A 12,781-nucleotide genomic window follows, 5' to 3' on the forward strand; every position below is an offset into this window, starting at 1 on the left:
GGAGAATGAGGTATGGCCGAGGATCACTACGCTGACGTCGCGGCTGCGCGCGAAGCTACGCTGGCTCCCTCCGATGCCGGGGCCGCGAAGCTGGAATCGCAGGGCAAGCTCTACGTGCGTGACCGGCTGGCGTTGCTGTTCGACGAGGGCACGTTCGTCGAAGACGGGCAGCTGGCCAACGCGCAGGCGCAGGGCCTGCCGGCGGATGGCGTCGTCACCGGGCGCGGGCTCGTCGACGGCCGCCCGGCCCTCGTCGTCGCCAACGATTCCACGGTCAAGGCCGGATCGTGGGGAGCGCGCACGGTGGAGAAGATCGTGCGCACCACCGAGCTCGCGTTGCGCGACGAGCTGCCGCTCTTCTGGTTCATCGACTCGGCTGGCGCGCGTATCACCGATCAGGTCGAGCTGTTTCCGGGACGCCGTGGAGCGGGGCGGATCTTCCACAACCAGGTCGCGCTGTCGGGCAAGGTCCCGCAGATCTGCTGCCTGTTCGGGCCGAGCGCGGCCGGTGGTGCGTACATCCCGTCGTTCTGCGACATCGTGATCATGGTCGAGGGCAACGCGTCCATGTACCTGGGCTCGCCGCGGATGGCCGAGATGGTGGTGGGCGAGCGGGTCGGCCTGGAGGAGATGGGCGGCGCGCGCATGCACGCCAGCGTCTCCGGGTGCGGGGATAATCTCGCCGCCGACGACGCGGACGCGATCGAGCAGGCCAGGGCGTTCTTTTCGTACCTTCCCGGTTCGTGGCGTTCCGAGCCGGCGTGGCAGCCGCCGGCGCCGCCGTCGCGCACGTTCGAGCGCGGGCTGATCCCCACCGACGACGCCACCGGTTACGACATCCACGACGTCATCGATGCCATCCTGGACTCCGACTCGTTCTTCGAGATCAAGCCGCTGTTCGCGCCCGAGCTGGTCGTTGGCCTGGGACTGCTGGATGGCCAGGTGGTCGGCGTCGTCGCGAACCAGCCGGCGGTCAAGGGTGGCGTGCTGTTCGTCGACTCGGCGGACAAAGCCGCCCGGTTCATCTGGATGTGCGACGCGTTCAACATCCCGCTGATCTATCTCGCCGACGTGCCCGGGTTCATGATCGGCTCGGCGGTCGAGCGGCAGGGCATCATCCGTCACGGCGCGAAGATGATCACGGCCGTGTCGGAGGCGACCGTCCCGACCGTGTCCGTGATCGTCCGCAAGGCATACGGGGCCGGCCTGTACGCGATGTGCGGTCCCGGGTTCGGCCCGGATGCCTGCCTCGCGCTTCCCACGGCCAAGATCGCGGTCATGGGGCCGGAGGCGGCGATCAACGCGGTCTATTTCAACAAGATCGCCGCGATCGAGGACGAGACGGAGCGCGCGGCCTACGTCGAGAAGCTTCGCCAGGAGTACGAGGCGGACATCGACATCGTGCGCCTGGCTTCCGACCTAGTGATCGACGCGATCGTCGAGCCGGAGCGGGTGCGCGAGGAGCTCGTGGCCCGGCTGGCGGCTGCCGCGCACAAGGATCGGCATTTCTCCGGCCGCCGGCACGGCGTCCCGCCGGTCTAGCCCCAGTTCCGCTGATCATGAACACTAGGCGACCACATAGGTCGCCTAGTGTTCATGATCAGCGGAACCGGGGCTATCGCCAGAGATCGGTGATGGCGACCCCGAAGTCGGCCAGCAGGTTGCGCAGCAGCGGCAGCGAGAGTCCGACCACGTTGTGGTGATCGCCCTCCAGGCCGGCGACGAACGGCCCGCCATACCCGTCGACGGTGAAGGCGCCAGCAACCCGCAACGGTTCTTCAGTGGCGACGTAGGCGTCGATCTCGGCGTCGGTGAGCTCGGCGAAGTGCACCCGCGTCGATGCCGTCGACCCGATCGCCCCTCCGGTCCCGGCGGCCGTTGTCGAGCGGATGTCGACCAACCAGTGCCCGGTGTGCAGAGCGCCCGTCCTGCCTCGCATGGTGCGCCAGCGGCTGGCGGCGTCGGCCGCGCTGGCCGGCTTTCCGTAGATCTGACCCTCGAGTTCGAGTATCGAATCGCAGCCGAGCACCAGGAACTCGCCCGCCGCCCGCGCGCTCACCGCCTCGGCCTTCGCCCGGGCCAAGGTCAGCGCCGCGTCTTCGGGGGCCAGCTTGCCGAACCTGGCTTCGGTGCTGGCCAGGACCTGTTCCTCGTCGACCTCTGGATCGTGCACGACGGGTTCGATACCAGCCGAGCGCAGTGTCGCCAGGCGGGCTGGCGATGTCGAGGCGAGAAGCAATCGCGTCACGCGCCCATACCTTACCGAAGTTGATCACGAAGATGTTGCCGGGTGGTCAACATCGCGCCCGCGACCGTCGCCACGCCGGAGGTTTGTGCCGTATGTCGAGATGTCGAGTTTCGCGGTGAGCTGGGGGAATCCGTCCGGGCTCAGAGGCTGGCCAGGGCATCTTGGAGCGGGTCGAGCCCCAGGGCGCCCAGATCCAGAACGGCACGGTGGAAGTCCGGGAGGGAGAACGCCTCGCCCTTGCGCTGGCGGGCATTCTCCCGCGCCTCCAGGAAGATCCGTTCACCGACTTTGTACGACGGCGCCTGGCCGGGCCAGCCGAGATACCGGGTGGTCTCGAACCGGTTGATCTCGGGCGCCTGCCGAGTGTGGCGGCTGAGGAATTCGTACACCGCGTCACCGGTCCACGGCCCGGCATCGAGGCCGTCGTTGCGGACCACCTCCGCGGGTATCTCGAAACCCAGGTGCGCCCCGATGTCGACGACGACCCGAACCGCGCGCATGGCCTGGCCGTCGAGCATGCCGAGGCGGTCGCCAGGATCATCGAGATACCCCAGCTCGGCCATGAGCCGCTCGGCATAGAGCGCCCACCCTTCGGCATGCCCCGAGACACCCGCGAACAGCCGCTGCCAGCGGTTCAGGATGTCGGACCGGTACGCCATCTGGGCGATCTGCAGATGGTGGCCGGGGACGCCTTCGTGGAAGACGGTGGTGGTCTCGCGCCACGTGGAGAACGTGTCCACTCCTTCGGGAACCGACCACCACATACGGCCGGGTCGGGCGAAGTCTTCGCTCGGCCCGGTGTAGTACACGACGCCGTCCTGGGTGGGCGCGATACGGCATTCGAGCCGCTGGATCGGCTCGGGGATCTCGAAGTGCGTCCCGTTGAGCGCGGCGATCGTGCGATCGGAGAGGTCTTGCATCCATGCCCGGAACGCCTCGGGGTTCGCGATCGTCCGGGATGTGTCGGCGTCGAGGGCGGCAACGGCGTCGTCGACCGAACCGCCCGGAACGATCTGCTGCGCGATCCCGGCCATCTCGGACTCGATCCGGTACAGCTCGTCGAGACCCCACGCGTATGTCTCGTCGAGATCGATCTCGGCGCCCAGGAAATACTGGCTGGCGATCTGGTAGAGATCCCGGCCGACGGCGTCTTCGGTGCGGGCGCGCGGGGTCACGTCGTCGGCGAGATGACGGGCGAAATCGGCGTAGGCGGACGAGGCGGTGGCGGCCAGCCGATCCAGCTCCGCGCGCAGGTAGTCAGGCGCCGATCTGGCGAGCTGCTGGAAGAACCCTTCGGCGGCCTGGTTTGCCTGCTCGATGACTGCGCGGACTTGGCGCCGGGCTGGGGGCAGCCCGGCGGCGATGTCCGCCTCGATCGTGGCGCGGTACCCGTCGAGGCTGCCGGGCACCGCCCGTAGCCGCCTCGCGATGGCCGCCCAGTCCTCGTCGGTCTCGGTGGGCATGAGGTCGAAAACTTCGCGGACCTCGTGCGCCGGGCTCGCGACGTTGCGCAGCGCGCGGTCGAGCCCGGCGTCGTGCACCCGGACCTCCTGGGTGAGCCGTTCCCGCATGGCCTCGGCGGCGACCCGCTCGCGCTCGTCACGCGCGTGCGCCGAGTCCAGCGCTCGGAGGGTGCGCTTGACCAGTGCGTTGCGCTCGGCGAACCCGTCGGGCGAGAGGTCGGTGGATTCGGCGTGATGGCCCGCGACGCCGGCAATGGTGGCCTGGAACGGGTCGAGCTGGACGAGCTCGTCGACGTAGGCGTCGGCGACGTCGTCGACGGTGGTGGGCGATGTCTCGGTGGGGGTCTCACTCATGCGCGCACCCTACGCCCCGCCCCGCTGATCATGAACACTAGTCGACCTATGTACTCGGCTAGTGTTCATGATCAGCGGGGGGTCAGGTCGGCAGGCCGCTCGCCCGCCACGCTCCCGGGCCCGGACGCAGCTGAGGGCGCACCGACCGCCAGTACGCGGCCCACGTGGACGGCCGCGGCTGCGGCGCTCGCGCCTCGGCAGTGGCGGCAGCCTTGGCCACGATGACGGTGGTCAGCGCCGCGAGCTCGTCGTCGGTCGGGTTTCCCCGGACCACGCGCACCAGCGGCTCCGTCTCCTCGCTCATAGTGCGCAGTCTAAGCCTTTGTCCATGATCATGGACGATTCCGGTCCTATATGAACTGGTACTGTTCATGATCACGCATGAGGGGCAGGCAGGTCACAACGGGATGTTGCCGTGTTTCTTCGGCGGCAGGGTCTCCCGCTTGGTGCGCAACGCCCGCAATGCTTGTGCGACGGCGGATCGGGTGCGGGACGGCTCGATGACGGCGTCGACGTAGCCCCGTTCGGCCGCGACGTAGGGGTTGGCGAGCGTGTCCTCGTACTCGGTGACCAGCTCGGCCCGGCGAGCCTCGGGATCTTCCGCCGCCGCGATGTCGCGCCGGTAGAGGATGTTCACGGCCCCCTGCGCGCCCATGACGGCGATCTGCGCCGTGGGCCAGGCGATGTTGACGTCCGCACCCAGATGCTTCGAGCCCATGACGTCGTACGCGCCGCCATACGCCTTCCGCGTGATCACGGTCACCAGCGGCACCGTGGCCTCGGAGTAGGCATAGATCAGCTTGGCCCCACGCCGGATGATGCCGTTCCATTCCTGGTCCGTCCCGGGCAGGAAGCCGGGGACGTCGACGAAGGTCAGCACCGGGATGTTGAACGCGTCGCAGGTGCGTACAAACCGGGCGGCCTTCTCCGACGCGTCAATGTCCAGCGTGCCGGCCAGATGCATGGGCTGGTTGGCGACGACGCCGATGGGATAGCCGTCGAGCCGGCCGAATCCGACGACGACGTTCGTGGCGAACAGGGGGTGCACCTCGAGGAACTCGTCGTCGTCGAGAACGGTCTCGATCAGCCGCCGCATGTCGTAGGGCTGGTTGGGGCTGTCCGGGATGAGGGTGTCGAGCGTGCGGTCGTGGTCGGTGACCTCGTACACGGGTTCGTCGACCTCGTACGTGGGCGGCTCGTCCAGATTGTTCTGTGGCAGGTAGGACAGCAGGGCCTTGACGTAGTCGATGGCGTCTGACTCGTCGGAGGCCATGTAATGTGCGTTGCCGCTCTTGGTGTTGTGCGAGTTGGCCCCGCCGAGTTCCTCCATGGTGACGTCCTCACCGGTGACCGTCTTGATGACGTCCGGGCCGGTGATGAACATCTGCGAGGTCTGGTCCACCATCACCGTGAAGTCGGTGAGCGCGGGCGAATACACGTGCCCGCCGGCCGCCGCTCCCATGATCAGGGAGATTTGTGGGATCACCCCGGAGGCATGGGTGTTGCGGCGGAAGATCTCCCCGTACAGCCCGAGCGAGACCACGCCCTCCTGGATCCGCGCGCCGCCGCCCTCGTTGATGCCGACGAGCGGGCAGCCGGTTTTCAGTGCGAAGTCGATGATCTTGACGATCTTCTCGCCGTAGACCTGCCCCAGGCTTCCACCGAAGACGGTCACGTCCTGGCTGAACAGCGCGATCTGCCGGCCGTTGACCATGCCGATACCGGTGACGACGCCGTCGCCGTATGGGCGATTCTGCTCCATGCCGAACGCCGTGGAGCGGTGCCGGGCGAGTTCGTCGAACTCGACGAACGATCCCTCGTCGACGAGCATCTCGATCCGCTCGCGGGCGGTGTTCTTTCCCCGCGCATGCTGTTTCTCCACGGCACGGGCCGAACCGGCGTGGGCCGCTTCCTCCATCCGATTCCGGAGATCGGCGAGCTTTCCGGCCGTCGTGTGAATGTCCGGGCTGCTGTCCGAGTCATCACGTGCCAGGTCATCACCTGCCGGGCCGTCAGGTGTCTGGTCGCCGCCCGTCGGGCCGGTGCCTGCCGGGGCATCGCTGTCCGAGCCGTCGTGCATAGCGGTCATGCATCCCTCCGGATCGCTGGTCCCATAGCAGGGTAGAACAGAGCGTTCTGGGGTATGGCCGGCGATGCCGATCAGCCGGCCGATGCGCGACCTGTCAGTTCAACTGTCACTCCAGCCGTCAGTTCAGCGCGAGGCGAGATTCCAGCCCGGGGAGCTCGTTGGCGGCCGCCAGCTGGAACAGCTCGATGGCGAAGGAATCCTCGGTCTGAGTGACGGCGACGCGCACCACCTCGTCGTTCACGTCACCGTTCTCGAGGCTGTCGCCCGCGAGGACTTCCACGTCAGGCTGCACGAAGTGATCCGCGTAGGGCTGGCCGGACCCGGGTATCTCGCCGGAGGCGATCGCGTCTTCGATATCGCTGGCCAGGCGTTCGGCTTCGCCAGACGGGGGAGCGACACAGATGATCCCGATGACGGTGTCGGGATCATCCTCGTCGGGTCGCACGCCGTAGGAGGTCGGGTAGTCGCCAGCCGCGGCGAAGCCGGCTCCCACGACGTCGCCCAGGCAACTGGCGAGCTCGCTGACGAGCGGGTCGGCGGCGAGCGTGTCGCCGTCCGTATCGACGATCGACATGTCCGCTTCCGCGCTGCCCACCGCGACATCCTCGGCGAGTGGAACGATCTGGGGAATCGTGACGGCGAGCGGGTTGGTGCCGAGATCGTCCAGGGTGAGAACGTCGTCGCCGGTCCAGCCGGCATCGTTGGCCGCGGATGTGATCTCGTCGCCGTCTTGGCCGCCTTGGAGGAGAGTGAGCGCGGCCGGTGGCTGTCCGGTGGTGATGGCCGACTCCGCCTCCGAGGGGTGGATGGCGAGCTCGTCTGGTAGCTCGGTGCGATGCTGGAAGAGGGCTCCGCTGCCGAGGCCGGCAAGCGAGCCCCAGGTGCCGTCGACCGTTCCGCCGGACAGTTCGTCGATGCGGCTGGCATTGCCGAACTCGACGTAGCTTCGCGTGCTCTCGTCTGCTCGGAACCGGCTCAGCGACTCTTCCAGCGCGGTTCCCCCGGTTTCGCCGGTTCCATCGGTTCCCCCGGTTTCGCCAGTGCTGTCGGTGCTGCTGGACGAGCCGCATCCGGAGGCGGCCACGGCGGTGGCGGCGAGGATCACCACGATGGTCGGCAACCGGGCGCGGAGTGAACGTCGCCGGTGCGAGGCATCTGAACGCATGGGCATGGAGGGATTGTAGTTCGCGCGCCCGCCTCCCCACGTCCCCATATCCCCGCTGATCATGAACACTAGTCGGGCATAGGTCGCTTAGTGTTCATGATCAGCGGGAGGGGACAGCGGGACGGGGAGGAGCGGCGCGCGGGTGGGGAGAGCTTCCCCTTGGCCGAGGGTCATACGCTAGGCGACGTGGCCCCTACCGCTACTGGATCCCGTGAAGCTGCCCGATTCGAAATGCCCGACGCATTGCGGGCCGACGTCCGCGTGCTCGGCGAGGCACTCGGCCAGGTGCTGCGCGAATACGGTGGCCAGGGTCTGCTCGACGACGTCGAGCGGCTGCGCGAGCTGGTCATCGCCTCGCACCACGAGGACCTCACCGTGGGCGACGACGCCGCCGTGCAGGCGGAGCGGCTGGTCGCGTCGTGGTCGATGGAACGATGTGAGGAAGTGGCGCGGGCGTTCACGGCGTACTTCCACTTGGTGAACACCGCGGAGGAATACCATCGCATCCGCGCCCTGCGCGCCGGCGACCGTGGGGACGACTCCCTGCCCGGGGCGCTCGCCCAGACGATCAACGAGCTCTCGGATACCGCCGGCATGGACGAGGTCAACACCCTGCTGTCCGCGCTGGAGTTCCGCCCGGTGCTGACGGCGCACCCGACAGAGGCGCGCCGGCGTGCCGTCGTCAACGCGATCAGGCGGGTCGCGGAGCTGCTCCCGCGCCGCGACGACCCGCGGCTCGGGGAGTCCGAGTCGGCAGAGACGCACCGGCTGATCGTGGAGAACGTCGACGTGCTCTGGCGCACCGCACCGCTACGTGCCGAGCGGCCCGGCCCGCTCGACGAGGTACGTACGGCGATGACGGCGTTCGACGACGTGTTGTTCCACGTCGTGCCCCAGGTGTACCGGCGGGCCGACACGGCACTCGGCGGCGGCGACAGCGAGATGCGTGCACCGCAGGTTCCCGCGTTCGTGCGGCTGGGCTCCTGGATCGGTGGCGACCGTGACGGCAACCCCTACGTCACGAGCGCCATTACCCGGCAGGCGATGGCCATCCAGTCCGATCACGTGCTGGCGGCGTTGGAGAACGCGTGTGCCACGGTGGGGCGGTCGATGACGCTGGATGCGGCGACGACGCCGCCGTCGCCAGAGATCAGCCGGATGCTCGGTGACGCGGAAGCTGCCCAGCCGGAGCTGTACCAGGATCTCGCGACCCGCTCGCCCAACGAGCCGCACCGCATCGCATTGCTCTACGTCTCCGCGAGGGTGGCGGCCACCCGCCGCCGCGACGCGGATCTGGCCTACGAGGACGCGGACGAGATGCTCGACGAGCTTCGTACGATCCAGGCGAGCCTCGTGCAGGCCGGTGCGCTGCGCCAGGCCTATGGGGAGTTGCAGAGCCTGGTGTGGCAAGTGGAATCGTTCGGATTCCACCTGGCCGAGCTGGAGATCCGGCAGCACAGCGCGGTTCACGAGGCGGCGTTGGAGGAGATTCGGGCTGGCGGTGAGCTATCCGAACGGACCCAGGAGGTCCTCGCGACCATCCGGGTGATGGCACAGATCCAGGCGCGTTTCGGGCCGCAGGCGTGCCGCCGCTACATCGTCTCGTTCACGCGTTCCGCGGCCGACATCGCGGCGGTGCACGAGCTCGCCCGCTATGCTCTCGACGGGCGGCCGATCGAGCTCGACGTCGTGCCGCTGTTCGAAACCGGCGCGGACCTTGACGCGGCGGTCGACGTGCTGGAAGAGACGCTCGATCTGCCCGAGATTCAGGAGCGGCTCGACGCCACCGACCGCCGGTTCGAGGTGATGCTGGGGTACTCGGATTCGGCGAAGGACGTGGGCCCGGTGTCGGCGACCCTGAAGCTGTACGAGGCGCAGGCGAAGCTGACCGAGTGGGCCGCCTTGCACAAGATCACGCTGACCATGTTCCACGGGCGCGGCGGGGCGCTCGGCCGTGGTGGCGGGCCGGCCAACCGCGCGGTGCTGGCGCAGGCGCCGGGCTCCGTCGACGGCCGGTTCAAGCTCACCGAGCAAGGCGAGGTCATCTTCGCGCGGTACGGAAACCCGGCCATCGCCCGGAGGCACGTCGAGCAGGTCTCGTCGGCCGTCTTGCTGGCGTCGACCCCGGAGGTGGAGGAACGTGCCAGCGCGGCGGCGGTCGAGTTCGCCGAGCTGGCACGCACGCTCGATGCTGCGGCGCAGGAGGCGTACCACGCGCTGGTGCGTACGGAAGGGTTCGCCGCGTGGTTCGCCCGGGTCACGCCGCTGGAGGAGGTGGGCTCGCTTCCGCTGGGGTCGCGACCGGCACGGCGGGGCCTGGCGGTCTCGTCGCTGGAAGATCTTCGCGCCATTCCGTGGGTGTTTTCCTGGGCGCAGACCCGGGTCAACCTTCCGGGTTGGTACGGGCTCGGCTCCGGGCTGGCGGCGGTGGCAGATATCGACCTGCTGCGCCGCGCCCGCGAGGAGTGGCCGCTGTTCACCGTGATGCTCGAGAACGTCGAGATGTCGCTGGCCAAGACGGACCGGCGGATCGCCAGCCGGTACCTGGAGTTGGGAGATCGGCCGGAGCTGACCGAGATGATCATGGCGGAGCACGAGCTCGCCACCGAGTGGGTGCTGAAGGTCACGGGCCACAGCCGGTTGCTCGAGGACCGCCGGGTGCTGGGCCGGGCAGTGGCGTTGCGCAATCCCTACGTCGACGCCCTGTCCTATCTCCAGGTCCGCGCCCTGCGGACGTTGCGCACGGGCGACGATGCCGGCGCCGCGGACGAGGCGGCGAGCCGGCGGCTGCTGCAGATCAGCGTCAACGGCGTCGCGGCCGGTCTGCAGAACACCGGCTGAGGTGCTGACCGGGATACGGTGACTACCGTCGAGCGCGGCATTCACGCTGGCGTGCGGTGACCTGCTGGAGATGGCCGGTGGGCCGGACAGGGAGGACGGCATGTGGGACGTGCGACGGGTCGCGGAGACCGGATCGACCAATGTCGACGTCGCCGATCTGGCCCGGGACGGCGCCCCCGAGGGAATCGTTCTCGCGGCGGAGTATCAACGTGCGGGGCGAGGACGGCTGGACCGCACCTGGCAGGCTCCGCCCGGCACGAGCCTGGCCGTGTCGTTCCTGCTGCGGCCGACAGACGTGGCGCCCGAGCGCTGGGCGTGGCTGCCGCTGCTGGTGGGTGTGGCGGTCGTCGACGCCGTCGAACAGCTCACCGATATCCGCGCGGTGCTGAAGTGGCCCAACGACGTCCTGGTGGGTGAGCGCAAGCTCGCCGGAATCCTGGTCGAGCAGGTACAGGAGGAGGCTGGTGCGGCGGCCGTGGCCGGTGTCGGTCTCAACGTCGCTCAGCGTGCGGAGCAGCTTCCGCCGACGGGAACGTCGCTGCTCGTCGCGGCTGGCGGCGCGGACGAGAGCGGCAGCGCGGGTGAAAGCGGCGACGCGGGTGCGGACCGCCGCGCGGGTGCGGACGACGGTGCGGGTGCGGACGGCGACGTGCCGGAACCCCCGAGCTTCGACGACGTGTTGGAGGTGCTGATCGACCGGTTCGCGGCGCGCTACGAGGCCTGGCGTTCCCACGGTGGCGATCCGGAGTCCGAGTTGGCGCAACTGTACCGGCGCCGCTGCGCGACGCTCGGCCGGTGGGTCCGGGTCCAGTTTCCGGATCACCGGTTCGCTGAGGGCGAGGCGGTCGATCTCGATTCGTCTGGCCGGCTCGTCATCCGAGGTAGCGGCGGGTTGTGGACCGTGGGCGCGGGGGACATCGTGCACCTGCGCCCGGCACCCGGTACCGCGTGACGGCCGGCGAACGGAGCGGTGACGACAATCGTCGTCGCGGGTCCGGCCGTGTCGTCAACACGGAGCCTCCACACGTGCCAAGATTCGCCTATGCGCTTTCCCGAGAAACTCCTCAGCGAGGGCGAGAGTGTCGAGTTCCACCTGCGGACGCACGCGAAGGCACTGATTACGCCGATCGTGGTCCTGATCGTCACGGGAGCCGCGGCGGGCTTCGGGCTGGGCATCCTGCCCGACGACGACGGCACCGGGGTGACAGTCGGTCGATGGGTGATCATCGGTGCTGCCGTGCTCGTCGTCCTCATCTGGTCGCTGTGGCCGTTCCTCACGTGGCTCACAACCACGTACACCGTGACAAACGTCAGGCTCATCACCCGCACCGGCGTCATCTCCCGTACGGGCCGTAACATCCCGCTGCGCCGGATCAATGACGCGGCTTTCGAACAGCGGCTGATCGACCGGATACTGCGGTGTGGCACGCTCATAGTCTCGGCAGCGAGCGAAGAGGGCCAGATCAAGCTCTACGACGTGCCCCGGGTGCATCACGTGCAGCTCCGGCTGAGCGAACTCGTCGGCGAGGCGCACGACGAGGGATGGGTGCGCGATGACGAGGGGCCCGAGGAGAACGACGACCAGTGACCAACGAGCATCCGACGCAGGACGAGCTCGAACAGCTCCTGCTCGGAGCCTCCCGCCGGTACACGTTCGACCAGATCGCGGAAGCGGCCGGTCTGCCGGTGGATGAGGCCCGCCGGTACTGGCGCGCGCTGGGCTTCCCGGATGTGGGGGACGAAAAGGCGTTCACCGTGTGGGACCTCGAGGCGTTGCGCGGTGTGCGGGAGCTGATCGATTCCGAGGCGGTGGACCGCGACACGGCGGTCCAGATGGTTCGTGCCCTGGGTCGGATGACGGGACGGCTGGCCGAATGGCATGTCGAGACGCTGGCCGAGATCGTGGAGGAAAACGAGGCGACCCGCACGGGCGCCGGCAGCAGGCTCAGCTCGGCATATGACATGGCGCAGCGGTTGCTGCCCGAGTTCGAGCGACTACTGATCTATGCCTGGCGTCGCAAGCTGGCGTCGTCGGTGAACCGGCTGATCGCGATCGCGGAAGTGGGCGAATCACCGCTGCTTGCCGCACCAGCCTCGGTGGGCTTCGCCGACCTCGTGTCCTTTACCCGGCTGTCGCGCGGGATGAGCGTGGAAGCGCTGGGTGAGCTGGTCGAGAAGTTCGAAGCGACGACGAACGACATCATTTTCGGCTGCGGTGGTCGAGTGGTGAAGACGCTCGGTGACGAGGTCGTCTTCGTGGCTGACACCCCACTGACGGCGGCAACGATTGGATGTCAGCTCGTGGAACAGATCGGGCCCGAACCGAAGCTTCCCGACATCCGCGTGGGCATCGCCACCGGGCCGGTGGTGGCGCGCCTCGGCGACGTCTTCGGCACGCCGACCAATCTCGCGGCGCGCCTGACCGCAGTGGCCGAGCGGAACTCGGTCCTGGTGGATTCCACCACAGCGGAAGCCCTGGAAGAGGAGCCCAGCGTCGCGCTGCGCGCCCTGCCTCCGATCAGCGTGCGCGGGATTGGCCCCGTGGAGGTTTACACGGTGAGCCCGCGTATCTGAGACCCCGAACCGACCTCCGAACGACGGCCTCGGGACCGGTACGCTTC

Annotated in this window: 10 protein-coding genes; 5 read left to right on the plus strand and 5 right to left on the minus strand. The window is 68.5% G+C overall.

All coding sequences use genetic code 11. The features are described 5' to 3' along the window. The first annotated feature begins 12 nt into the window (after positions 1 to 12). Positions 13 to 1,542, plus strand: coding sequence for an acyl-CoA carboxylase subunit beta (locus DPM12_RS15505; protein WP_112259253.1), 1,530 nt, complete (start codon positions 13 to 15; stop codon positions 1,540 to 1,542). Positions 1,543 to 1,615: 73 nt separating this feature from the next. Here DPM12_RS15505 and DPM12_RS15510 read toward each other — a convergent pair whose 3' ends face one another. From DPM12_RS15510 to DPM12_RS15530, 5 genes are all read right to left on the minus strand, one after another. Next, positions 1,616 to 2,248 carry a Maf family protein gene (locus tag DPM12_RS15510; protein ID WP_112259254.1) on the minus strand — a complete coding sequence of 211 codons (633 nt, stop codon included), beginning with the start codon at positions 2,246 to 2,248 and terminating at the stop codon, positions 1,616 to 1,618. A gap of 140 nt (positions 2,249 to 2,388) precedes the next feature. Further along, positions 2,389 to 4,065: a DUF885 domain-containing protein gene (locus DPM12_RS15515; RefSeq protein ID WP_112259255.1), complete on the minus strand. Its 1,677-nt coding sequence runs from the start codon at positions 4,063 to 4,065 to the stop codon at positions 2,389 to 2,391. 82 nt (positions 4,066 to 4,147) lie between these two features. Then, a complete protein-coding gene (locus tag DPM12_RS15520) occupies positions 4,148 to 4,369 on the minus strand; it encodes an acyl-CoA carboxylase subunit epsilon (RefSeq protein ID WP_112259256.1) in 222 nt (73 codons plus the stop codon). Positions 4,370 to 4,462: 93 nt separating this feature from the next. After that, the gene (locus tag DPM12_RS15525; RefSeq protein ID WP_342778799.1) at positions 4,463 to 5,983 is read right to left on the minus strand and encodes an acyl-CoA carboxylase subunit beta; all 1,521 of its coding nucleotides are present in this window, start codon (positions 5,981 to 5,983) and stop codon (positions 4,463 to 4,465) included. A 289-nt stretch (positions 5,984 to 6,272) separates the two neighbouring features. Next, a complete protein-coding gene (locus DPM12_RS15530) occupies positions 6,273 to 7,325 on the minus strand; it encodes a hypothetical protein (protein WP_123788569.1) in 1,053 nt (350 codons plus the stop codon). Positions 7,326 to 7,550: 225 nt separating this feature from the next. On the opposite strand from DPM12_RS15530, the gene DPM12_RS15535 reads away from it, so the two are divergent. The 4 genes from DPM12_RS15535 (at position 7,551) to DPM12_RS15550 (ending at position 12,734) form a co-directional block, all read left to right on the plus strand. Beyond that, positions 7,551 to 10,160 (plus strand): phosphoenolpyruvate carboxylase, encoded by a 2,610-nt coding sequence (locus DPM12_RS15535; RefSeq protein WP_112259259.1) that lies wholly within the window; start codon positions 7,551 to 7,553, stop codon positions 10,158 to 10,160. Between the two features lie 100 nt (positions 10,161 to 10,260). After that, positions 10,261 to 11,112, plus strand: a complete 852-nt coding sequence (locus DPM12_RS23245) for a biotin--[acetyl-CoA-carboxylase] ligase (protein WP_211659026.1) — start codon at positions 10,261 to 10,263, stop codon at positions 11,110 to 11,112. Positions 11,113 to 11,202: 90 nt separating this feature from the next. Then, entirely contained in the window at positions 11,203 to 11,748 is a 546-nt protein-coding gene (locus DPM12_RS15545) for a PH domain-containing protein (protein WP_112259260.1), read from the plus strand. Then, positions 11,745 to 12,734 (plus strand): adenylate/guanylate cyclase domain-containing protein, encoded by a 990-nt coding sequence (locus DPM12_RS15550; RefSeq protein WP_112259261.1) that lies wholly within the window; start codon positions 11,745 to 11,747, stop codon positions 12,732 to 12,734. Before DPM12_RS15545 ends, DPM12_RS15550 begins: the two co-directional genes overlap by 4 nt. Positions 12,735 to 12,781: the final 47 nt, after the last annotated feature.

Source organism: Phytoactinopolyspora halophila (assembly GCF_003287285.1).
Taxonomy (GTDB): Bacteria; Actinomycetota; Actinomycetes; order Jiangellales; family Jiangellaceae; genus Phytoactinopolyspora_A; species Phytoactinopolyspora_A halophila.

What these genes read in the sequence shown, in the direction of transcription:
- DPM12_RS15505 (WP_112259253.1), top strand. Translation starts at nt 13, where the DNA reads ATGGCCGAGGATCACTACGCTGACGTCGCGGCTGCGCGCGAAGCTACG.
- DPM12_RS15515 (WP_112259255.1), bottom strand. Translation starts at nt 4,065, where the DNA reads ATGAGTGAGACCCCCACCGAGACATCGCCCACCACCGTCGACGACGTC.
- DPM12_RS15520 (WP_112259256.1), bottom strand. Translation starts at nt 4,369, where the DNA reads ATGAGCGAGGAGACGGAGCCGCTGGTGCGCGTGGTCCGGGGAAACCCG.
- DPM12_RS15525 (WP_342778799.1), bottom strand. Translation starts at nt 5,983, where the DNA reads ATGGAGGAAGCGGCCCACGCCGGTTCGGCCCGTGCCGTGGAGAAACAG.
- DPM12_RS15530 (WP_123788569.1), bottom strand. Translation starts at nt 7,325, where the DNA reads ATGCCCATGCGTTCAGATGCCTCGCACCGGCGACGTTCACTCCGCGCC.
- DPM12_RS15535 (WP_112259259.1), top strand. Translation starts at nt 7,551, where the DNA reads ATGCCCGACGCATTGCGGGCCGACGTCCGCGTGCTCGGCGAGGCACTC.
- DPM12_RS23245 (WP_211659026.1), top strand. Translation starts at nt 10,261, where the DNA reads ATGTGGGACGTGCGACGGGTCGCGGAGACCGGATCGACCAATGTCGAC.
- DPM12_RS15545 (WP_112259260.1), top strand. Translation starts at nt 11,203, where the DNA reads ATGCGCTTTCCCGAGAAACTCCTCAGCGAGGGCGAGAGTGTCGAGTTC.